At 70.4% G+C, this 21386-nt stretch carries 18 protein-coding genes; 8 read left to right on the top strand and 10 right to left on the bottom strand.

The genetic code is table 11. The features are described 5' to 3' along the window. Positions 1–158: 158 nt before the first annotated feature. The 4 genes from ACFYPA_RS29855 (at position 159) to ACFYPA_RS29840 (ending at position 5633) form a co-directional block, all read left to right on the top strand. Positions 159–1139, top strand: coding sequence for a fatty acid desaturase (locus ACFYPA_RS29855; RefSeq protein ID WP_359082781.1), 981 nt, complete (start codon positions 159–161; stop codon positions 1137–1139). Then, positions 1136–1822 (top strand): TetR family transcriptional regulator, encoded by a 687-nt coding sequence (locus ACFYPA_RS29850; protein WP_389135414.1) that lies wholly within the window; start codon positions 1136–1138, stop codon positions 1820–1822. The genes ACFYPA_RS29855 and ACFYPA_RS29850 overlap by 4 nt, the downstream gene beginning before the upstream one ends. 225 nt (positions 1823–2047) lie before the next feature. Beyond that, complete coding sequence (locus tag ACFYPA_RS29845; RefSeq protein WP_359082779.1) at positions 2048–3772, top strand: VCBS repeat-containing protein; 1725 nt, start codon at positions 2048–2050, stop codon at positions 3770–3772. Between the two features lie 130 nt (positions 3773–3902). Beyond that, on the top strand, positions 3903–5633 hold the full coding sequence (locus ACFYPA_RS29840; protein WP_389135411.1) for an FG-GAP repeat domain-containing protein: 1731 nt from the start codon (positions 3903–3905) through the stop codon (positions 5631–5633). 40 nt (positions 5634–5673) lie between these two features. Here the strand turns inward: ACFYPA_RS29840 and ACFYPA_RS29835 are convergent, their stop codons facing one another. Together ACFYPA_RS29835 and ACFYPA_RS29830 are read right to left on the bottom strand one after the other, a co-directional pair. Next, positions 5674–6057: a VOC family protein gene (locus ACFYPA_RS29835; protein ID WP_359082777.1), complete on the bottom strand. Its 384-nt coding sequence runs from the start codon at positions 6055–6057 to the stop codon at positions 5674–5676. Further along, the gene (locus ACFYPA_RS29830) at positions 6057–6854 is read right to left on the bottom strand and encodes a trans-aconitate 2-methyltransferase (protein WP_389135407.1); all 798 of its coding nucleotides are present in this window, start codon (positions 6852–6854) and stop codon (positions 6057–6059) included. The genes ACFYPA_RS29835 and ACFYPA_RS29830 overlap by 1 nt, the downstream gene beginning before the upstream one ends. Before the next feature lie 88 nt (positions 6855–6942). Here ACFYPA_RS29830 and ACFYPA_RS29825 point away from each other — a divergent pair, with 88 nt between their 5' ends. Beyond that, on the top strand, positions 6943–7437 hold the full coding sequence (locus ACFYPA_RS29825) for a MarR family transcriptional regulator (RefSeq protein ID WP_359082775.1): 495 nt from the start codon (positions 6943–6945) through the stop codon (positions 7435–7437). On the opposite strand, the gene ACFYPA_RS29820 is transcribed toward ACFYPA_RS29825, so the two are convergent. Beyond that, positions 7399–8199 carry a response regulator transcription factor gene (locus ACFYPA_RS29820; RefSeq protein ID WP_359083002.1) on the bottom strand — a complete coding sequence of 267 codons (801 nt, stop codon included), beginning with the start codon at positions 8197–8199 and terminating at the stop codon, positions 7399–7401. The genes ACFYPA_RS29825 and ACFYPA_RS29820 overlap by 39 nt on opposite strands. A gap of 280 nt (positions 8200–8479) precedes the next feature. Between ACFYPA_RS29820 and ACFYPA_RS29815 the strand changes: the two genes are divergently transcribed. Continuing rightward, positions 8480–8923, top strand: a complete 444-nt coding sequence (locus tag ACFYPA_RS29815) for a GNAT family N-acetyltransferase (RefSeq protein ID WP_359082774.1) — start codon at positions 8480–8482, stop codon at positions 8921–8923. Between the two features lie 15 nt (positions 8924–8938). Here the strand turns inward: ACFYPA_RS29815 and galK are convergent, their stop codons facing one another. Genes galK through galT form a run of 3 tightly spaced genes read right to left on the bottom strand, consistent with a single transcriptional unit; the run spans position 8939 to position 12143 of the window. Then, positions 8939–10126, bottom strand: coding sequence for a galactokinase (galK, locus tag ACFYPA_RS29810; RefSeq protein ID WP_359315136.1), 1188 nt, complete (start codon positions 10124–10126; stop codon positions 8939–8941). Further along, positions 10123–11103 (bottom strand): UDP-glucose 4-epimerase GalE, encoded by a 981-nt coding sequence (gene galE, locus ACFYPA_RS29805; RefSeq protein ID WP_359082771.1) that lies wholly within the window; start codon positions 11101–11103, stop codon positions 10123–10125. The genes galK and galE overlap by 4 nt, the downstream gene beginning before the upstream one ends. Further along, positions 11100–12143: a galactose-1-phosphate uridylyltransferase gene (galT, locus tag ACFYPA_RS29800; RefSeq protein WP_359082770.1), complete on the bottom strand. Its 1044-nt coding sequence runs from the start codon at positions 12141–12143 to the stop codon at positions 11100–11102. The genes galE and galT overlap by 4 nt, the downstream gene beginning before the upstream one ends. A 225-nt stretch (positions 12144–12368) precedes the next feature. Here galT and ACFYPA_RS29795 point away from each other — a divergent pair, with 225 nt between their 5' ends. Beyond that, positions 12369–14039: a sodium:solute symporter family protein gene (locus ACFYPA_RS29795; protein WP_359082768.1), complete on the top strand. Its 1671-nt coding sequence runs from the start codon at positions 12369–12371 to the stop codon at positions 14037–14039. 15 nt (positions 14040–14054) lie between these two features. After that, positions 14055–14351 (top strand): hypothetical protein, encoded by a 297-nt coding sequence (locus ACFYPA_RS29790; protein WP_359082767.1) that lies wholly within the window; start codon positions 14055–14057, stop codon positions 14349–14351. 34 nt (positions 14352–14385) lie between these two features. On the opposite strand, the gene ACFYPA_RS29785 is transcribed toward ACFYPA_RS29790, so the two are convergent. From ACFYPA_RS29785 to ACFYPA_RS29770, 4 genes are all read right to left on the bottom strand, one after another. Further along, positions 14386–15081 carry a LuxR C-terminal-related transcriptional regulator gene (locus ACFYPA_RS29785; protein WP_359354499.1) on the bottom strand — a complete coding sequence of 232 codons (696 nt, stop codon included), beginning with the start codon at positions 15079–15081 and terminating at the stop codon, positions 14386–14388. Between the two features lie 368 nt (positions 15082–15449). Further along, positions 15450–17330 carry a PQQ-binding-like beta-propeller repeat protein gene (locus ACFYPA_RS29780; RefSeq protein ID WP_359315144.1) on the bottom strand — a complete coding sequence of 627 codons (1881 nt, stop codon included), beginning with the start codon at positions 17328–17330 and terminating at the stop codon, positions 15450–15452. Positions 17331–17442: 112 nt separating this feature from the next. Beyond that, positions 17443–19266, bottom strand: coding sequence for a PQQ-binding-like beta-propeller repeat protein (locus ACFYPA_RS29775; protein WP_389135398.1), 1824 nt, complete (start codon positions 19264–19266; stop codon positions 17443–17445). A 250-nt stretch (positions 19267–19516) separates the two neighbouring features. After that, positions 19517–21232: a PQQ-binding-like beta-propeller repeat protein gene (locus ACFYPA_RS29770; RefSeq protein WP_389135396.1), complete on the bottom strand. Its 1716-nt coding sequence runs from the start codon at positions 21230–21232 to the stop codon at positions 19517–19519. Positions 21233–21386: the final 154 nt, after the last annotated feature.

Here is a 21386-nt window from a genome sequence, read left to right as displayed (position 1 = left end):
GGTAGGCGTGGAGTCCCCTACCCCGTAGGGGGCCGGTCTGTGCCCGGTCGGTCGTTCTCCCGTGTGGCGGGCCTCCTCGCTGCCATACTTACGACGCCGTAGGTTACGGGTGCGTAGCCCGGACTGTTCGTTGCATTTCTACCCACAGGGGACTCCCCATGAAGTCCAGCCCCGAAGTGATCGAGGCCGCCGAGGCGGCTGACGGTCAGGTTCTTCCCTCCGCCACGCTCGGCGGGGACAACAAGCGGTCGGTCGAGCAGATCGCGCTCCTGCTGTTCATCGTCGTGCCGTTCGTGGCGTTGGTCGCGGCGGTGCCGCTGGCCTGGGGCCGCGGTGTGAGCTGGCTCGATCTGGGCCTGCTGGTGGCGATGTACTACATCGGCTGCCATGGCATCACGATCGGTTTCCACCGGTATTTCACGCATGGTTCGTTCAAGGCGAAGCGTCCGCTCCGCATCGCCCTGGCCGTGGCCGGTTCGCTGGCCGTGGAGGGCCCGGTGGTCCGCTGGGTGGCCGATCACCGCAAGCACCACCGTTTCTCGGACGCGGAGGGCGACCCGCACTCGCCGTGGCGTTTCGGTGAGACGCTGCCGGCCCTGATGAAGGGCCTGTGGTGGGCTCACATCGCCTGGATGTTCGACGAGGAGCGGACTCCTCAGCAGAAGTACGCGCCCGATCTGATGAGGGACCCGGCGATCCGCGGGATCTCCCGCCACTTCCTCTCCTTCACGATCGTCTCGCTGGCCATTCCGCCGCTGGTGGGCGGGCTGGTCACGATGTCGTGGTGGGGTGCGGCGACCGCGTTCTTCTGGGGCTCGCTGGTCCGGGTGGCGCTGTTGCACCATGTGACCTGGTCGATCAACTCGATCTGTCACGCGGTCGGCAAGCGCCCGTTCAAGTCCCGTGACAAGTCCGGCAACGTGTGGTGGCTGGCGGTCCTGTCGTGCGGTGAGTCCTGGCACAACCTGCACCATGCCGACCCGACGAGTGCGCGGCACGGCGTGATGCGCGGTCAGATCGATTCGAGTGCCCGGCTGATCCGCTGGTTCGAGCAGTTGGGCTGGGCGACCGATGTGCGCTGGCCCGACTCCGCGCGTATCGAGTCCCGGCGCCACCCCGTGCGGGCCGACGCGGCATGATTGACGACGTGGCGACCGATGGAAGCACAAGCAGCGAGAACACCCGTGCACCCTCTGCCCGGCGGACCCGCCGGGTGCGGATGACGGGGAAGGAACGCCGCGAGCAACTGCTGGACATCGGTCGCACACTCTTCGCCGACAAGGGTTTCGAGGGCACGTCGGTGGAGGAGATCGCGTCGCGTGCGGGGGTCTCCAAGCCGGTGGTGTACGAGCACTTCGGCGGCAAGGAGGGGCTGTACGCCGTGGTGGTGGACCGGGAGATGCGTCAGCTCCTGGACATGGTGACCAGCGCGCTGACCGCCGGTCATCCGCGTGAGCTGCTGGAGCAGGCGGCGTTCGCGCTACTGGACTACATCGAGACGTATACGGACGGTTTCCGCATTCTGGTCCGGGATTCGCCGGTGGCCCAGTCGACGGGTACGTTCGCCTCGCTCATCAGCGATATCGCCACGCAGGTGGAGGACATTCTGGGTCTGGAGTTCAAGGCCCGGGGCTTCGACCCGAAGCTGGCGCCTCTGTATGCGCAGGCACTCGTCGGGATGGTGGCGCTGACGGGTCAGTGGTGGGTGAACACGCGCAAGCCGAAGAAGGCGGAAGTCGCGGCCCATCTGGTGAATCTGGCGTGGCACGGGCTGGAGAACCTGGAGTCGAAACCGCGGTTGATCGGGCATCGCAGGAGTTGAGCGGGCGTGTCCCGATTGCTTCCTGATTGCCCCTCCCGGGTGTGTCCGATCCGAGACGTCGTTCACTGCTAAAGCACTTCAGTCCCGCTGGTCACAGTTGTAGAGTCTGTGATTATCCCGGGAATGCTTCAGTGCACATGTATCGCACTCGTGAAGGCGTTTCTCCCGGTTCCACCACTTACCCCTGGGGGGGCTTTGTCTTCTGTGGAACCCGGCCGTCGTGTCATGCCCGCGCGCTCGAAGCGCGCCGGCCGGATCGCGGCCTGCACCGCACTCGTTCTCTCGGCCGGCATGCTGCTGGCCGCCCCGGCCTCGGCCGATGACACCGCACCGCACCGCACCGCCGTCGAGCAGTCCGCGCCGACTCTCGACCGGCTGCCGTCCCTGACGCTCCCGAAGCACCCGGCGCAGAAGTCGCGTGCGGCGGGCGTCGAGGGTGCCGCTGCCGCGGTCGTGCCCGCGAAGCCGCGCCTGGACATGGACGGCGACGGGTACAGCGACACGATGTACCGCGCGATCAACGGCAAGGTGTACCTCGAGCCGTCGACCGGCGCGGACTCCTACGAGTACTCGATCTACGGCTCGGACGGCCTGCAGTTCAAGGACCTCGTCGCGCCCGGCGACCTGGACGGCAACGGCAGCCCCGAGTTCCTGACGCTGACCGCCACCGGCACGCTCTCGCTCTACCAGAGCCAGAGCACCTACAGCGGTTACGCCACCTGGTCCGGCCAGGGCTGGCAGATGTACAACAAGCTCGTCGGCGCCGGGGATCTGACCGGTGACGGCCGCGGCGACCTGCTGGCCCGTACGCCGTCGGGCGAGCTGTACCTGTACGCCACCAACGGCGCGGTCGACAGCAACCCGTTCAGGTCCCGGGTCAAGGTCGGCAGCGGCTGGGGTGCCTACGACCAGCTGGTCGGCGCCAACGACGTGACCGGCGACGGCATCGCCGACCTCTTCACCCGTACGCCCGCCGGGGAGCTGTACTTCTACGCCGGCACCGGCAAGGCCGCCCAGCCGTTCGCGGGGCGCGTGATGGTCGGCAAGGGCTGGAACGGCTACAACCAGATCATCGGCGTCGACGACGCCAACGGTGACGGCCTCGGCGACATCATCGCCCGGACGACGGCCGGCGCGATGTACTACTACGAGTCGACGGGCGTGGGCAGCTTCCTCACCCGTACGGGTGGTGGCACCGGCTGGAACGTGGCGTCGCAGTTCGTCGGGGCGGGCGGCAACCCCGACTTCGGCAAGAACGAGATGCTCGGGCTCGACACCAGGGGCAACCTGTACTGGTACTACCCGAAGAACAACGGTCTGTTCGCCGCCCGGCAGCAGGTCGGCAAGAACTGGGGCGGTGCCAACATCACCTTCCCGTCGGCCCTCACCTACAGCGGCCGGTCCGAGATCCTGGAGCTGTTCGCCGGGACGCTGTACAACGGCGACTACACCATCGGCAAGGGCTGGGGCGTCTACAACAGCCTCGTCGGCCCCGGTGACCTCAGCGGCGACGGCAAGGGCGACCTGCTGGCCCGCACCAAGGGCGGCACGCTCTACCTCTACCGGGGCACCGGCACGGGTGTCGGGTTCGCCTCGCGGATCAACGTCGGCGGCGGCTGGGACGCGTACAACAAGCTGGTCGGCGCCGGTGACTACAACGGCGACGGCCGCACCGACCTGCTGGCCCGCACCAAGGGCGGCACGCTCTACCTCTACCCGGGTACGGGCGTCGCGTCGAAGCCGTTCAAGTCACGCGTGAACATCGGCGGGGGCTGGAACACGTACAAGAAGCTGGCCGCGCCCGGCGACATCACCGGGGACGGCAAGGCCGACCTCGTGGGTGTCGACGGCAAGGGCGACCTCTACCGCTACACCTCGACCGGCACCGGCAAGTTCGGCGCCCGGGCCAGGGTCGGCGGCGGTTGGGGTACGTACGCCAACCTGTACTGATCCCTCGCACGACCGCACCATCGCGTTCCGACGGACGCCCGTCACCGGCATCCGGTGGCGGGCGTCCGCGGGCGCTTCACCATGAACCCCTGGGGGGGCTTTGTCTTCTGTGGAACCCGGCCGCCGTGCCATGCCCGCGCGCTCGAAGCGCGCGCGCCGCGTCGCGGCCTGCACCGCCCTCGTCCTCTCGGCCGGCATCCTGCTGGCCGCCCCGGCCTCGGCCGATGACACCGCACCACAGCGCACCGTGACCGAGCGGCCCGCGGACTCGGCGGGCCCGGGGCCGTCCCTGAACCTGCCGGAGCACACCGACCGTCGGCAGGCGGCCGCGGCCTCCGCCGCGAAGCCCCGTGCGGACTTCGACGACGACGGCTACTCCGACCTGGTCTACCGGACGTACGACGGCGAGCTCGACATCACGCCGAGCAGCGTCGAGGGGACTTTCGCGTTCGAGATCCCCGGCAAGGTCGCGACCGCGCACAAGGACATCATTCCGGTCGGCGACCAGACGGGTGACGGGTTCGCGGACCTGCTGACGCTGTCGCCCTACGGCTCGCTCTCGTTCTACTCGGGGATGTCGGGGGCGGGCACCGGCAACGTCGAGTGGACCGGCAAGGGCTGGCAGATCTACAACAAGGTCCTCTCGCCCGGTGACCTCACCGGCGACGGGCGTGCCGACCTGCTGGCCCGCACGCCCGCGGGCGAGCTGTACCTGTACCCGGCCACCGGCGACACGTCCACCGCGCCGTTCGGGTCCCGGGTCCTGATCGGCAAGGGCTGGGGCACCTACGACCAGCTCATCGGGGCGAACGACGTCACCGGGGACGGCATCGCCGACCTCTACGCCCGGACCGTCTCCGGCGACCTGCACTTCTACGCGGGTACCGGTACCGCGAAGGCCCCGTTCACCGACAGTGCCCGGGTCGGGCACGGCTGGCACATCTACAACCAGGTCATCGGCGCCGACGACCTCGACGGCGACGGCCGCGGGGACCTGATCGCCCGGGCGGTGAACGGTGACGTCTTCGTCTACTCCTCCGTCGGCGACAGCGGCGAACTGTCGGTCCGCGTCGCGGGCGGCACCGGTCTGAACGTGGCGTCGCTCCTCGCGGGCGCGGGCGGCGCCCCCGACTACGGCAAGAACGACCTCCTCGGGCTCGACTCCAAGGGCACGCTCTGGTCGTACTGGTCGCTGAACAACGGCAAGCTGAGCGCGCGTGCCCAGTCGAGCGATGTCGGCGGCTGGAAGGGCGCCAAGCCCTTCTACTCGTCCTCGCTCAACGAGAACACCCTGGTCGACCTGATGGAGGTGTACGACGGCGGGCTCTACAACTACAGCTACGCGCCGGACAGCGCCCCCCGGATCAGCAGCGGCTGGGGCGGCTACAACCTCACGGTCGGCCCCGGCGACCTCACCGGCGACGGCAAGGCCGACCTGCTGACGCGTGACACCGGCGGCACCCTGTACCTCCACCCCGGCAACGGCACGGGCAACGGCCTCGCCGCCCGGATCAGGGTCGGCGGCGGCTGGAACGGATACAACGTGATCATCGGCGCCGGTGACTTCACCGGCGACGGCCGCACCGACGTGCTGACCCGCGACTCGGCGGGGCTGCTCAGGATGTACCGGGGCACCGGCGACAAGTACCGGCCCTTCCAGTCCCCCTTCCCCGTCGGCAAGGGCTGGAACACCTACACGAAGCTGGCCGCGCCCGGCGACCTCACCGGGGACGGCAAGGCCGACCTCGTCGGGGTCGACCGCAACGGCAGCCTCTACCTCTACATCTCGAACGGCTCCGGCCAGTTCACCCGCCCGGTCAGGCTCGGCGGCGGCTGGAACACGTACAGCGTCCTGAACTGATCCACCGGCGCGCGGCCGCGACGCGTCCGACGGGGCCCCGTCACCGGACTTCCGGTGGCGGGGCCCCGTCCGGTTCCAGGAACTCCAGCCGGTTGCCCACCGGGTCGTGGCTGAAGAAGCGGCGGTGGCCGGGCAGGTCGCCGTCCCAGCGCACCTCGGCGCCGCGCTCCGTCAGCCGGGCCGCGTACGCGTCGATGTCACGCACCCGCAGGCCCGGATGGGCCTTGCGGGCCGGGCGGAAGTCCGCCTCGATGCCCAGGTGGAGCTGGACGGGGCCGGCCTGGAACCAGCAGCCGCCGCGGGCGGCCAGGGCCGGTGGCTTGGGGATCTCCGTCATCCCGAGAACGTGCGCGTAGTACGTGCGCAGGGCCTCCTCCGAGCCTGCGGGGGCGGCCAGCTGGACGTGGTCGAGGGCGGCGATCATCACTTCTCCCGGTGGGCGACGGCGAAGATGCGGCGGAACGGGAAGACGGTGCCGTGGGGGCCCGCGGGGTACGCGGTGCGCAGCAGGTCGCGGTAGTCGGCGAGGAAGGCGTCCCTGGCGTCCTCGTCGTCGGCGAGGGCGGTGAGGACGGGGCGCAGTCCGGTGCCCTTCACCCAGTCGAGGACGGGGTCCTCGCCGTGCAGGAGGTGGAGGTAGGTGGTCTCCCAGACGTCGGCGGTGCGGCCGGTTCCCGTGAGGCGGTCCAGGTAGCCGGCGGGGCTGAGGACGGCGTCGGTGTGGCGCAGGCGGCCGGCGAGGCGGGTGCGCCAGCGCGGGGACTCGGCGAGTTCACGCATCAGGGTGTGGGAGGGCTGGCCGAAGTTGCCCGGGACCTGGAGGGCGAGGCTGCCGCCGGGGGTGAGGGCGTCCATCCAGCCGGGGAGGCGGTCGGCGTGGCCGGGAACCCACTGGAGCAGGGCGTTGGAGACGATCAGGTCGTACGGTTCCGCAGGGGTCCAGGTCGCGGCGTCGGCCTCGGCGAAGTCCAGCAGTGCGGTGGTGTGGGCGCGGGCCCGTTCCAGCATCTGCGGGGAGTTGTCGTAGCCGGTGATACGGGCCCGGGGCCAGCGTGCGGCGAGCAGGGCGGTGACGTTGCCGGCGCCGCAGCCGAGGTCGGCGATACGGGGGTCGGGGGCGCCCGGCGGGTCGGGGACCCGGGCGAGCAGGTCGTGGAAGGGGCGGGTGCGATGGTCCGCGTGGCGCAGGTACTGCTGCGGGTCCCAGGTGGGTGCGGTCATGCCGTCCAGGATCAACCGCAACTATCTTGATGTCAAGACACTTGAATTCAAGAGACTTCATGTCGACAGACCCTCTACACTGATCCACATGGAGGACGAGGTCGACCGACTGGTCGCTGCATGGCGCCGAGAGCGCCCCGACCTCGACGTGGAACCACTCGAGGTCCTCAGCCGCGTCTCCCGCCTGGCCCGCCATCTCGACCGGGCCCGCAGAATCGCCTTCGCCGAGCACCATCTGGAGCCGTGGGAGTTCGACGTCCTCACGTCGCTGCGCCGCGCCGGCGCCCCGTACCAGCTCTCGCCCGGCCAGCTCCTCACCCAGACCCTGGTCACGTCGGGCACGATGACCAACCGCATCGACCGACTGACCAAGAAGAACCTCGTCGAGCGGCTCCCCGACCCCAGCGACCGACGGGGCGTGCTGGTCCGGCTCACCGCCGAGGGCCGCGACAAGGCCGACCAGTCGCTGGCCGGACTGCTCGCCCAGGAGCGCGCCATCCTGAGCGAACTGTCCGGTCGCCAGCGGGGCGAACTGGCGGGTTTGCTACGCCAGTTGACTGCCCCGTTCGACAACATCCCCTAGCCCCGGGACCTCTGCGTCCAGGTCGGCGGGGCCCACGCCCGCGCGCCGGGCCAGTGCGACGGCCGCCAGCGTCGAGTGCACACCCAGCTTGCCCAGGACGTTCTGCATATGGGTGCGGACCGTGTGCGGGGAGAGGTAGAGCCGCTCCGCCACCGCCTTGCGGCCGAGCCCCGCCACCATGCAGCGCAGCACCTCGCGCTCGCGCGGGGTCAGGGACTCGACGAGCTGTTCGCTCTCGGTGCGGTGCTTGCGGTCCGCCATCAGCTCCCGCAGTACGCCGGTGAGCAGCGCGGGCGGCAGATGCGTCTCGTCGCGCAGCACACCCCGGATCACCGCGAGCAGCCGTTGCAGCGAGCTGTCCTTGGCGACCCAGCCGCAGGCACCCGCCTGGAGCGCGAGCGCGGCCCGGCGCGGGTCGTCCTTCTCGGCGAGCACCACCGTACGCACGGAGGAGCGCAGCGCGCGGATGCCGGCGACCAGGGAGAGGCCGTCGACCGGGCCGTTCACCCCGCCGTTCGGGGCGGGCACCTGGGCGGGGACCGCGGCCGGGCGGGCGGGCGGGCGCAGGACGCCCAGCTCGGCGTCGACGAGTATCACGTCGTATCCGCGGCCCTCGGTCGCCGCGCGTTCCAGGCAGCGCAGGGCGGCCGGCCCGCTGCCCGCCGCGGCCACGTCGACGTCCGGCTCGGCGGCGAGGGCCGCGGCGAGCGACTCGGCGAAAATGCGGTGGTCGTCGACGACGAGAACCCGGATACGGGTCACAGGCACCCCCATGCTGTGTGTTCTGGGGCGCGCGAAGCGTGCGGCCCCCGGCGGGGACGGACCGGCACGGGTGCGACGCCTGAGCGGGGAGTGGGACCGCGGTCCACGGCCGCCGCCGTGGTACCGATTGCCACCCCCTCCGGGCGTCGCACCCGGCTGTCTCGTACCCCTGAATCAGCACCGGCCCCCACCGGTGCTGTGCATCAGGGTACGGGCGGCGGCCTCGGGGGGAAGCGGATTTCACAGAACTGACGGTCAGTCGGGTCCTAGGGTGTGGTACATGTTCCGTCTTGAGACAGAAGTGGACAAAGAACGACGTCAGCTGTTGAACAAGTGGCTGCGTGACGACAACACCGCACGCTCACCGCGGATCCGCGCCCTGCGGGACACGCCCGCCGCGCACCAAGTGCCGCTGGAGGTATGGGCACTGGACGACGAAGGACGGCTCGCCGCGGGGCTGACCGGTCGCACCTGGGCGACCTGGCTCCATGTGGACCTGCTCTGGGTCGATGCCGCCCACCGCGGTCGCGGCCTCGGCTCGCGGCTGCTCGCCGAGGCGGAACGCGTGGCCCGCACCGACCGCTCCTGCGCCCGCTCCCGGGTGGAGACCTGGGACTTCCAGGCTCCGGACTTCTACCGGAAGCGGGGTTACGAGGTGCGGGGGCGGGTGGAGGACTACCCGCCGGGCATCACGGAGTTCACGCTCACCAAGGAGCTCGGCTGAACGGCTCCCGCCGGTTCAGACGAGCCGACGGGCCCCCGCGGACGGCACCGCGGGGAAGACGCCGGGTGCGGCGTAGCCCGCCGCGGTGAACGCCTCCCGCACGGACTTGGTGACCGTGTCCGCCCGCGACTCCTCGACGAGCACGATCGCCGAGCCGCCGAAGCCGCCGCCGGTCATCCGCGCGCCGAGCGCGCCGGACGCGTTCGCCGTGTCGACGACCAGGTCCAACTCCACGCAGGAGACCCGCAGATCGTCCCGGAGCGAGACATGGCCGGCGGTGAGGACCGGGCCGGCCGCGCGTACCTCGCCGGCGTCGAGCAGTGCGATGACCTGCTCGACGCGCTGGTTGTCGCTGACCACGTGACGTACGTAGCGCACGACGGACTCGTCCGCCCCGGCCCCGGCCAGCGTGTCGAGCGCCGCGCCCAGTCCCTCGTACGGAAGCTCGCGGAGCGTACGTATGCCGAGGACCCGGGCCCCCTCCTCGCAGCCGGCGCGGCGCAGTGCGTACGCGCCGTCGCCGAGCGCGTGCTTGACGCGGGTGTCGACGACGAGGAGCTGGAGGCCGTGGGCGGCGAGGTCGAAGGGGACTTGGCGCTGGGTGAGGTCGCGGGTGTCCAGGTGCAGGGCGTGGCCGTCGGTGCAGCAGGCCGATGCCATCTGGTCCATGACACCGCAGGGGACGCCGACGAACGCGTTCTCGGCGCGCTGGGCGAGGACCGCGAGTTCCGCCGCGGTGAGGCCGAGCCCGAAGAGGTCGTTCAGGGCCAGTGCGGTCACCACTTCGAGGGCGGCGGACGAGGAGAGCCCGGCGCCGGTGGGGACGGTGGAGGACAGCTGGATGTCGGCGCCGGTGATCGCGTGGCCGGCCTCGCGCAGCGCCCAGACGACACCGGCGGGGTAGGCGGCCCAGCCGTGGCCGGAATGCGGGGTCAGCTCGTCGACGCGGAGCTGGACGACGCCGCCCGGCACGTCGGTGGAGTGGAGTCGCAGCTCGCCGTCGGTGCGGCGGGCGACGGCGGCGCGTGCGGTGTGCGGCAGGGCGAGCGGCATGACGAAGCCGTCGTTGAAGTCGGTGTACTCGCCGATCAGGTTGACCCGGCCGGGGGCGGCCCAGACTCCCTCGGCGGCGGTCCCGTAGAGCGCGGTGAAGGAGGCGGTGAGCTCGGTGCGGGAGGTGATCGGCTCAGCGTTGTCGGTCATGGTGCGGTGGGCTCCTCTCGGCGGGCGAACGTCCAGGCGTCGGTGACGATTCCGGCCAGGTCGGCGCGGGACGGCTGCCAGCCGAGGCGCTCCTGGGCGGTGGCGGCGGAGGCGACGAGGACGGCCGGGTCGCCGGCGCGGCGCGGGGCCGCGGTCTCGGGGACCGGGTGGCCGGTGACCTGGCGGACCGTCTCGATGACCTCGCGGACCGAGAAGCCGTTGCCGTTGCCGAGGTTGCAGATCAGGTGCTCGCCCGCGGTGGCGGCGTCCAGCGCCAGTAGGTGGGCCTCGGCGAGGTCGGCGACGTGGATGTAGTCGCGGACGCAGGTGCCGTCGGGGGTGGGGTAGTCGTCGCCGTAGACGGAGATCGACGCGCGCTGCCCGAGCGCGACCTGGAGGACCAGCGGGATGAGGTGGGACTCGGGGCTGTGGCGCTCGCCGCAGCTGCCGTACGCCCCCGCCACGTTGAAGTAGCGCAGCGAGACGGCGGCCAGGCCGTGGGCGGCCGCCTCACCGGTGATCATGTGGTCGACGGCGAGCTTGGTGGCGCCGTAGGGGCTGGTCGGGGCGGTGGGGTCGGCCTCGGTGATGGGGCTGGAGACCGGTTCGCCGTAGGTGGCGGCGGTGGAGGAGAAGACGAGGGTGCGCACCCCGGCGTCGCGCATCGCGGCGAGCAGGGCGGTGGAACCGCCGACGTTGTTGACCCAGTACTTCTCCGGGTCGGCGACGGACTCGCCGACCTGGGAGTACGCGGCGAAGTGCAGCACCCCGTCGTAGGAGGGGTCGAGCCACTTCGCGGCGTCCTGGACGCGGCCCTCGATGAACTCGGCGCCGGCCGGGACGCCCTCGCGGAAGCCGGTGGAGAGGTCGTCGAGGACGGTGACGGTGTGCCCCGCCTCCAGCAGGTGCTGGGCGACCACGCTGCCCACGTATCCCGCGCCGCCGGTCACCAGGTACTTCTTCGGGGACTTGCTCACTCGCTCGCTACCTCTCGCAGTCGCTGGGCCGCGGTCTCCGGCGGCACGTCGTTGATGAACACGCTCATGCCGGATTCGGAACCCGCGAGGAACTTCAGCTTGCCGGAGGTACGTCGAATGGTGAAAAGCTCCAGATGGAGCCCGAAGTCCTCCCGCCCCTCGACGCCGAACGGGGCCTGGTGCCAGGCGGAGATGTACGGGGTCGGGGGCTCGCCGGGGCCGAAGATCCGGTCGAATCGCCTCAAGAGTTCCAGATAGACCTGTGGGAACTCCGTGCGGGCGGCCTCGTCGAGCTCCCGGAGGTCCGGGACGCGGCGGCGCGGGTGGAGGTGGACCTCGTACGGCCAGTGGGCGGCGTACGGCACGAAGGCCACCCAGTGCTCGCCGGCCAGGACGATCCGCGAGCCGTCGGCCTCCTCGCGGGCCACGATGTCGTCGAAGAGGTTGCCGCCGGTCGCGGCGCGGTGGGCCGCTGCGGAGCGGAGCATCAGCTCGGTGCGCGGGGTGACGAACGGGTAGCCGTAGATCTGGCCGTGCGGGTGGCCGAGGGTGACGCCGATCTCGGCGCCCCGGTTCTCGAAGCAGAACACCTGGGTGACCTGCGGGAGCTCGGCGAACTCGGCGGTGCGGTCGGTCCACGCCTCCAGGACGAGGGCCGCCTGCTCCTCGGTGAGGTCGGCGAAGGACGCCTGGTGGTCGGAGGTGAAGCAGACGACCTCGCAGCGCCCGGAGTCACCGGCGAGGGAGGGGAAGCGGTTCTCGAAGACGGCGACGTCGTAGTCCGGCTCCGGGATCTCGCTCTGCCGGCCCTCCCGCGAGGGGCAGAGCGGGCACTCGTCGGCCGGCGGGTGGTAGATGCGGCCCTGGCGGTGCGAGGCGATGGCGACGCTGTCGCCGAGGAGCGGGTCGCGGCGGACCTCGGACGAGGTCGAGACGGGGTCGAGCGGGCGGCGGTCCACCGCGTCGCGGACGACGTCGTCACGGCTGTCGTAGTAGATCAGCTCCCGGCCGTCGGCGAGCGTCGTAACCGTCTTCTTCACCAGACTCCTCCCAAACAGAACCAAACACAATGAACCACAAATCAACAGACTCGTCAATGAGTCCAGCGCTGGTGGCGTGACCGGTATCCGGCGGGGTTGAAGGCAAAGTTTTCGGCAATACGATCACAATCCAACAAAGAACCTCATCGGAACTGTTCAGTTTCTGAACACAAGAGCGTAGGTTCCTTCGGGTTCAGTTCGCGCAACGAAGCGAGATACCCCCACATGCAATATCTGGCTGCAGGACTCCGGCTCCCCACGAACGGGCTCGACTACACGATCCTGGCGATCTACTTCGTCGTCGTCCTCGGCATCGGCTTCGCCGCTCGGGCGAGCGTGAAGACGAGCCTCGACTTCTTCCTGTCCGGACGGTCACTGCCCGCGTGGGTGACCGGTCTGGCCTTCGTGGCGGCGAACCTCGGCGCCACGGAGATCCTCGGCATGGCGGCGACCGGCGCGCAGTACGGCGTCGCGGTCGTCCACTGGTACTGGATCGGCGCCATCCCGGCCATGGTCTTCCTGGGCCTGGTGATGATGCCGTTCTACTACCGCTCGAAGGTGCGCTCCGTACCGGAGTTCCTGCTGCACCGCTTCGACAAGTCGGCCCACCTGCTGAGCTCCATACTCTTCGCCTTCTCGGCGGTCCTGATCGCGGGCGTCAACCTGTACGCCCTGTCGATCGTCGTGGAGGCGCTCCTCGGCTGGCCGCAGTGGGTCGCGATCGTGGTCGCGGGCCTCTTCGTCCTGATCTACATCACGATCGGCGGGCTCTCGTCCGCGATCTACAACGAGGTGCTGCAGTTCTTCGTCATCCTCGCCGCGCTGATCCCGCTGACCGTGCTGGGTCTCAAGCGGGTCGGCGGCTGGGACGGGCTGAGCGACTCGCTGGAATCGAGTCACGGCGCGAACTTCATGACGGCCTGGGGCGGCACCGGCATCGGTGACGCCAACCCGCTGGGCGCCAACTGGCTGACGATCATCCTCGGCCTCGGCTTCGTGCTCTCGTTCGGTTACTGGACCACCAACTTCGCCGAGGTGCAGCGCGCCCTGTCCGCGAAGAACCTCTCGGCCGCCCAGCGCACCCCGCTGATCGCCGCGTTCCCGAAGATCTTCATCGTGTTCCTCGTGATGATCCCGGGCCTGGTCGCCGCCGTGGTCGTGCCGAACATCGGCACCGCCGGCTCGGACACGACGTACAACGACGCGATCCCGCTGCTGATGCGGGAGCTGCTGCCCAACGGTGTGCTCGGCATCGCGGTGACCGGTCTGCTGGCCGCGTTCATGGCGGGCATGGCTGCCAACGTCTCCTCGTTCAACACCGTGTTCACCACGGACATCTGGGCGCGGTACGTGAAGAAGGACCAGTCGGACGCGTACTACCTGCGCTTCGGCCGCGGGATCACGGTGATCGGGGTGCTGGCCTCCATCGGCACGGCGTTCATCGCCGCCAGCTTCTCCAACATCATGAGCTACCTCCAGACGCTGTTCTCCTTCTTCAACGTCCCGCTCTTCGTCGTCTTCATCATCGGCATGTTCTGGAAGCGCGCCTCGATGAAGTCCGGGGTCTGGGGGCTGCTGGCGGGCACCACCGCCGCGATGGTCAACTACTTCGTCATCTACAAGCAGGGCATCATCGACATCCCCAGCGACCAGGGCGCCAACTTCGTCTCCGCCATCGTCGGATTCGTCGCCGGTGCGGTCGTCATGGTCGTGGTCACCCTGTTCACGGCTCCCAAGCCCGAGGCCGAACTGGCGGGCCTGGTGTACGGGACCGAGTCACCGGAGGCCGACGAGGTGCCCGAGGAGGGCGACAGCGCCTGGTACCGCCGGCCGGCCCTGCTGGGCTGGAGCGCGATCGTGCTCGCCGCCCTGTGCTACGTCCCCTACTCCTTCTGATCGGAGCGATTCACCATGTCCGACATGCGCAAGGAAGTCTCCGAACTGGAGAAGAAGTCCGCGACAGCGGCCCGCCTCTTCGACATCCGGCGGATCATCGGCGGCCTCTTCGTCGTCTACGGCGTCATCGTCACCATCGCCGGGATCAACCCGTCCGACGCTGACCTGAAGAAGGCCGAGGGCGTCCACATCAACCTGTGGACCGGGCTCGCCATGCTGGCCCTGGGGCTGTTCTTCCTGGTGTGGCTGAAGCTGCGCCCGGCCCAGCCGCCGGCCGCCGCGCCGGACACCACGGACGCGTCCGGCGGCTGACCCCGCCGTCGCCGCCCGCGGGGGCCGGACACCGTCAGCCGACGATGTCCGGCCCCCGCGGCGTACCCAGGGCCGCCCGGTCCAGCAGTCCGGTGCGGGCGGCCAGCGCCGCCGCCTCCAGCCGGGAGCCGACGCCCAGCTTCATCAGCACGCGCTGGACGTGGGTACGGGCGGTGCTGGGCGCGATCCTCATCCCGGCCGCGATCAGCCGGGTGTCCTCGCCCTCGGCGACCCGGATCAGGACCTCGACCTCGCGCGGGGTGAGCATCCGCAGCAGTCTCCGGCCCTCGTCGTCCGGCTGCGCGGCCGGGTTGAGCAGCTCGGCGAAGGCGCCCTGGAGCAGTTGCGGGGCGATCGCCGTCTCACCTGCGCGGGCCTTGACCATCGCCCGCTCGACGCCCTCGATCCGTTCGTCGTGCCGTACGTACCCCGCCGCACCGGCCGCGAAGGCGGCCGCGATGCCGCGTGGACTGGGTACGGGCCCGAGGACCACCACGGCGATCTGCGGGCGTTCGCGCCTGATCCTGACGATCGGGTCGAAGGCGCCCGGCTCGGCGGGTGCCGCCGTGCCGAACAGGCAGATCTCCGGCGCCCTGCTCACGACCAGTTCCGCCGCCCCGGCGGTGGGCGCGGCGGCGGCGAGCACCCGGTGCCCGCGCAGCTTGAGTGCCGAGGCGAGCGCCTCGGCGAGCAGTCGGTGGTCATCGACCACCATGAGCCGTACGCCCATCGAGCAACCCCCATCGCACCGGCAGGCCCCCCGGCCCTATCCAGACCCGGCAAGTTACACGCTTGTTCGAGGCGGCGGGCGGCTTAGTGGCCAGAAGGACAGAGATCGCCGACTTCGGCTGCTTTGAGGATGAGTTGATGACCCATCGTGGCCGAATTGCGCCTGTTGTCATCAGCATGCTGACCACGCTCGACCCGTCCGTGAGGACAAGGCCGCTGACGGTCGTTCGGTGGGTGCGCGCCTGATCACCACCGGCGCTGCCGGCACCGCACGGCGGTGGCCGGAACAACACCGCGCGGATACGGGCGGACACATGCGTGAGGGGGTGGAGCCGGCCGGCTCCACCCCCTCACGCATGTGTCCTGCGGTCAGTTCGTGCTGAACGAGACGACGAGGTACTCCTTGTCGGTCAGCGAACTCTCACGCGGCTTGCTGACCATCGTCTCCGAGATGTACAGCTTGCCGCCGCCGTAGACGTACTCGGCGTAGTCCGCGGAGAAGCTGGTCTCCGCGTCCCGGGCGGCCTCGTCGCCCGGGTTGTCCATCAGCACGGTCTGCTTGAACGTCGTGCCGTCGACCGAGACGACCTGGCCGCCCTTGTCGTAGGGGGGCTCCTTGTACGCGATGAGGTTGCCGCCGTCCATGCGCAGCGGGAACATCGTGTAGCGCTCGCCCGCGTCGGCCCGGTCGCTGGTCGGCTTGCCGGTGGTCAGGTCGAACGAGACGATCTCGTTGGTCCTGCCGTAGTCGTCGGAGGCGCCCTCGTGCTCCTCGGTGGGCACGTAGACGCGGTTGTTGCCGACGGCGAGGTGCTGGCAGCTCTCGACCTCCGTGGAGCGGCAGCTCGCCGCGTACTTCTCGCCGTCCGCCGCGATCCGGGTGATCAGCTTGCCGCTGGCCGCGTCGATCGAGAAGAAGTCCGAGATGCCGCTGCCGTCACCTGCGGTGTCGCCGACGTCTGCGGCGACGACCAGTGGCTTGGTGGAGACGATGCTCGCGTACTCGACGCCGGGCGGCATCTTGTACGAGGAGATCGGCGCGCCCGAGGTCGGGTTCAGGGCCTGGATGATGAGCTGCGGGTCGTCGTACGTCCCGCACTTGCGGACCACGGCGAGGGCCTCGCCGCCGCCGTACCCCTTGTCGTAGCAGCCGTCCGTGCTGACCTTCGGCTTCCAGCGCTCGGCGCCGGTGTTCAGATCGAAGGCCGCGCCGCCCTCGAGGCCGCCGGCGGCGACGGTGCTGCCGCTGACGGTGACCTCGTCGAACCGGACGGGGCGGTCACCACCGGTGGACGCGGTCACCGGCTTGTTCCACATGAGTTTGCCGGTGCCGAGGTCGAGCGCGCCGACCTGGTTGCAGCTGGAGTACTTGGTGGTCGCGGAGCGCTTGGCCTCCTCGAAGACGATGGCCGTCTTGAAGTCCTTGCTCATGTGCCGGGAGGCGGCGCAGAGCTGGCCGGTCAGCGGGATCGACCAGAGCTTGGTGCCCTTGGCCGGGTCGTAGGCGACGATCTCGTTGACGCCCGTCTTCACGTACGCCTTGTCGGTCAGCCAGGAGCCGTTGACCGTGGTGACGTCGGTGACCTTGGGCTGCGGGAGCTGGAAGCCGACCGTGGACTTGGGGTCGGCCGGGGCCTTCTCCTTGCCGCCGCCGGTGCTGCTGCCGGAGCCGCCCTTGCCCTCGCCCGTGGCGCCCTCACCGGTGGTGCCGGAGGTGGAGGCCTCGTCCTTCTTGTCGCCGTCGCCACCGCTCGACGCGAACCAGACGCCGCCGCCGATGATCAGTGCCACGGCGACCACCGCGGCGACGATGATCTGGGCCTGGGTGGAGAACTTCTTCGGTCCGTTGCCGCCGGGCTGCTGCGGCTGGTACGGCTGCTGCATGGGCGTGGTCGGGTAGCCGTAACCCTGCTGGGGCGGCTGGCCGGGCGGGAATCCGTACCCCTGCTGAGGGGGCGGGCCCTGCGGGTAGCCGTAACCGGGCTGCTGCGGCTGGTTCTGCGGGTAGCCGTAGCCGGGCTGCTGCGGGGGCGGGCCCGCCGGCGGCGGGGTGCCGTAACCGCCCGGCGCCGGGGGCGGCGGGGTGGCCGGCTGCTTGCCGTACGGGTCGGCGGGCGGCGGCGTCGGGGCACCGAAACCACCGGGCGGCGGATCCTGGGGAGCACCGAAACCACCGGGCGGCGGGTCCTGGGGCGCGCCGAAACCGCCCTGGGGCGGGTCGTTGGGCGGCGGCTGGGGCGGCTGCGTCATGGCGTTGCGTACCTCGGGGGGAAGGGGGGTCGGTCGGTGGGCCGGAGCCGGTCGCGGACGGGTCTGCCGCCGTCCGCGACCGGTGGTGCTCTGCGGGTGCCGTGGGGAGCCGTTACTCGCCGAAGGCCATCATGGTCTTCGTCTCCAGCTCTTCCTCGTCGTTGGTCGCGCTGACCCGCCCGCTGGCGATGAACGAGCGGCCGCCCGCGTACCGGACCCTCTCGCTCCAGAACGAGCTCTCGATCTCCGACGTGGAGGCCGGGTGCTGGAGCAGCATCTTCGGGGTGCCGCCGGTGGGCGCCAGGGTGGCGATGCCGCCGCCCTTTCCGTAGGCGGCGTCCACGTAGAGGATCACGTTGGCGCCCTCCATCCGCAGCGGCCTCATGGTCTGCTCGGCCGGGGCCTTCGCCTTCCACTTCGTCCTGCCGGTGTTCAGGTCGAAGGCGACGACCTGGTTGGTGCGGGCGGATCCGGCGGTGTCGTCCTCCGTCCGCATGTAGAGCGTGTTGGCGTCGGCGGTGACACCGTCACAGCCGTCGACGGGCTTGCCGAAGATGGCGAAGGCGTTGCCGCAGGACATCGGGAACTTGTCACCCTTGTCGCTGGTGATCTGGGAGCGGAGCGTCCCGTTCTCCCGGAGCGCGAGGATGCTCCACTTCTTGTCCTTGCTGCTGGTGCCCTTGCTCAGCGACACGATGAGCGGGCTCACCGAGTAGATGTTGTCGACCTCCCAGCCGCGGGCCGGCTTGTAGGTCCACTTCGGCTTGCCGCTCTTCGGGTCGATCTCCTCGACCTCGTGCTGCGGGTTGTAGGGGTCATCGGTCCGGCAGTTGGTGGCGGCGATCAGCTTGGCGCCGCCCGCGAAGGCGAACGGCTGGCAGTTCCCGTCCCGCTTGCCGAACAGTTCCTTGCCGTCGCTGACCTGGTAGGCGTTGGAGCTGCCGGAGCGGCCGACCGTCACGGTGTCGCCGCTGATGGCCAGGGAGAGGTCCGACATCAGGTCGAAGAGCCCGCTCTTCTTGACCTCCTTCTTCCACCCCGCCTTCCCCGTGGTGAGGTCGATCAGCTGGAGGGCGGAGCAGTCGGCCTTGTCGGTCGTGCCGTTCTTCACCGCGATGACGATCTTGCCGTCCGCGGTGGTCTGCGACGGCGCGGAGCAGATGTCCGCGGGCAGCTTCAGGGTCCACTTCTGCTTGCCGTCGGCCACCGAGTAGCCGGAGACCGTGCGGTACATGCCCCTGACGATGGTGTCGCCGACGATCCACGGGCCGTACACGTCCGCGCCGTTGCGCGGCAGGTCGACGTCGTTCTTCTGCAGCCAGAGGACCTTCGCCTCGCCGGGCTTGCGCCCGCCGTTCAGGTCGTCATCGCCCTCACGGCCGGTGCCGTTGCCGTCGCCCTCGTCGACGGACGGGGAGGTGGACGGCTTCAGGACCTCTTCGCTCTTCTTCGCGACGGGCTTCTTCTCGTCGTCACCCCCGCTCGTCGCCAGATAGACGCCGCCGATGACCAGGAGCGCGGCGACCGCGGCACCGATGATCACGGCGGGCTTGCCCTTGAACGGGCCGCCGCCCCCGGGCCCCGTGGGACCGGCGGGGGCCGGCGCGCCGGGGTACTGCTGCTGCGGGTAGCCGTAACCGGGCTGCTGCGGCTGGCCGTACGGGCCGGGCTGCTGCGGCTGGCCGTACGGGCCGGGCTGCTGCGGCTGGCCGTAGGGGCCCGGCTGCTGGGTGTACGGGCCGGGCTGCTGCGGCTGACCGTACGGGCCCGGCTGCTGGGGATAGCCGTAACCCGGCTGGGCGGCCGGGGCCTGGGGTGGCTGCGCGGGTGGCGGAGTCTGCGGCGGGCCCTGGGGCGGCTGAGGAACTCCCTGCGGCTGCTCCTGCGGAGCGCCGAAGCCTCCCTGCGGCGGTTGCTGGCTGGGCGGCTGGGTCATCAGCGCGTCCCCCTTCATGCGGTCCGGTGCCCGGTCCGGACTCCCCCGCGATCGCGCCGGCACTCCAGGGATCGGCGAAGACCCCTGAATTACCGGCGAAATGGAGCGAATCGGGCATGGATCCCGCAGTGTTACGTCAGTCGAGCGGGCCTTCTTTGTACCACCCGGCCCGCCAGCGGCCCCGGTTCGGTCCAGCCCTGTTCCCAAGGGAGAACCGGCCCGTGATGCCGCCGTTACGCCTAATCGACCGTCAGTTGCCGAAGGCGGCGATCGATCGCAGTTCGATCTCCTCGTCGTTGTCGCCGCTGATCCTCGTACGCGTGAGGAAGCTGCGTCCGCCCACGTACGAGATGCCCGGTTGGTAGAAGCCGCGTTCGAGGTTCGAGGCCGCCGCCGGGTGCCGCACCACCATGGCCCATGTGCCGCCGGTGGAAGGGAGGGAGGCGATGCCGCCGCCCTTGTTCTTGGCCGCCGCCACATACATCAGCAGCTTGCCGCCCTCCGTCCGCAGCGGGGTGAAGGGCTGGTCCGCCGGCGAGGCCGCCGCCCACTTGTACGTGCCGGTGGACAGGTCGTAGGCCGCGACCTTGTTGCCACTGCCGGCCTTGATGTCGGTGGCCCCGGTCGCCATGTACAAGGCGTTGCCACCGGCGGCCACCCCGACGCAGCTGTCGAGGTTGGCCCCCTTGGTGCGCCGGTCCTTGTCGCATTGCACCGCGAAGTTGCCGGGCCCGCCCGAGAGCTGGGTGCGGTAGGTGCCGTTGGCGTTGAGCACCAGGACGCCCCACTTCTTCCTGTCCTGCTGGAGCGAGATCACGGGGGGATCGGTGGAGTAGATCTGCGCGACCTGCCAGCCCTTCTTGACCTTGTACGTCCACCGCACCTTGCCGGTGGCGGGGTCGATCCGCTGCACCAGGTGTTCCTTGTGGTCGTCCGCCGCGGTCTGGCAGCTGGCCGCGGCGATCGCGACGGGGCCACTGGCGAAGCCGAACGGCTGGCAGTTGCCGGGCAGTTCACCCCACAGCACCTTGCCGTCGCTGACCCGGAAGGCATCGGTCCTGCTGGTACGCCCCACGGTCACGGTGTCGCCGTTGATCGCCATGGCGAGGTCGGAGAGCCCGTCCCAGGCACCCTCGCGGACGTAGCCCTTGCGCCAGCCGAGCTTGCCCGTGGTGAGGTCCACCATCTGCAGGTTCTCGCAGGAGGCGTCCGCCCCCGGGGACTCCTGGATACCCAGGACGATCTTGCCGTCGGCGGTGGGCCGCGTGGGCGCCGCGCACACGTCGGTGGGCAGTCGCACGTTCCACTTGAGGGTGCCGTCGGCGACCGAATAGCCCGTGATCGTGTGGTACATGGCCGTCACGAGGGTGTCACCGGCGAACCAGGGGCCGTACACGTCCTCGCCGTACTCCGGAAGGTCGACGCCGCTCTTCTGGAGCCAGAGGAGCTTGGCCTCCCCCGACGTGCGCTCCGCGTTGACGCCGGCCGCCTCCTCACGGGGGGTGACCGTGCCGTCGTCGTCGCCGTCACCCTTGCCGTCGCCCTGGTCCACGGTGGGCGAGGGGGCCGGCGGGGCGGAGCTGTGGCCGCCGTTCGCCGTGGGCTTCCCGTCGTCGCCGGTGGCGAGCCAGATGCCGCCGCCCGCCAGGAGCACCACTGCGAGCAGGCCGCCGATGATCACCCCGGTCCGGCCGCGGAACCGGCCCCCGCCCTGCGGTCCGCCGGGCTGTGGTCCGCCGGGCTGCGGGTGCTGCGGCGGGTAGCCGTAACCGAAGCCCTGCGTCGGCTGGTTGTACGGGCCGGGCCGGCCGTACGGGCCCGGCTGACTGCCGTAGGGACCGGGCGGGGTGCCGTACGGGCCGGCCGGCTGCGGCGGGGTGGCCGGTGGCGGATACGACCCGGGCGGCGGGTCGTACGGAGCTCCGAACCCACCCTGCGGCGGCTGCTGTCCGGGCGGCTGGCTCATCGGCCCGTCCCCCTGTTCCGTTGTCATTCCGTCGGTGCCGGTGGTGCCTGAGGTGCGACGCGGTCCGGCTGTCGCACCGGGCGAGGTTTCTTTCTACCACCCGCCCCACAGGCCTCACCGGCCACACCCGTCACGGCAGTTGTACCGGCCACGT

Origin of the sequence: Streptomyces sp. NPDC005775 (genome assembly GCF_042871565.1) — a bacterium.
Taxonomy (GTDB): Bacteria; Actinomycetota; Actinomycetes; order Streptomycetales; family Streptomycetaceae; genus Streptomyces.
The sequence above is the reverse complement of the archived record's forward strand: the minus strand, read 5'-3'. Positions and strand labels throughout refer to the sequence as shown.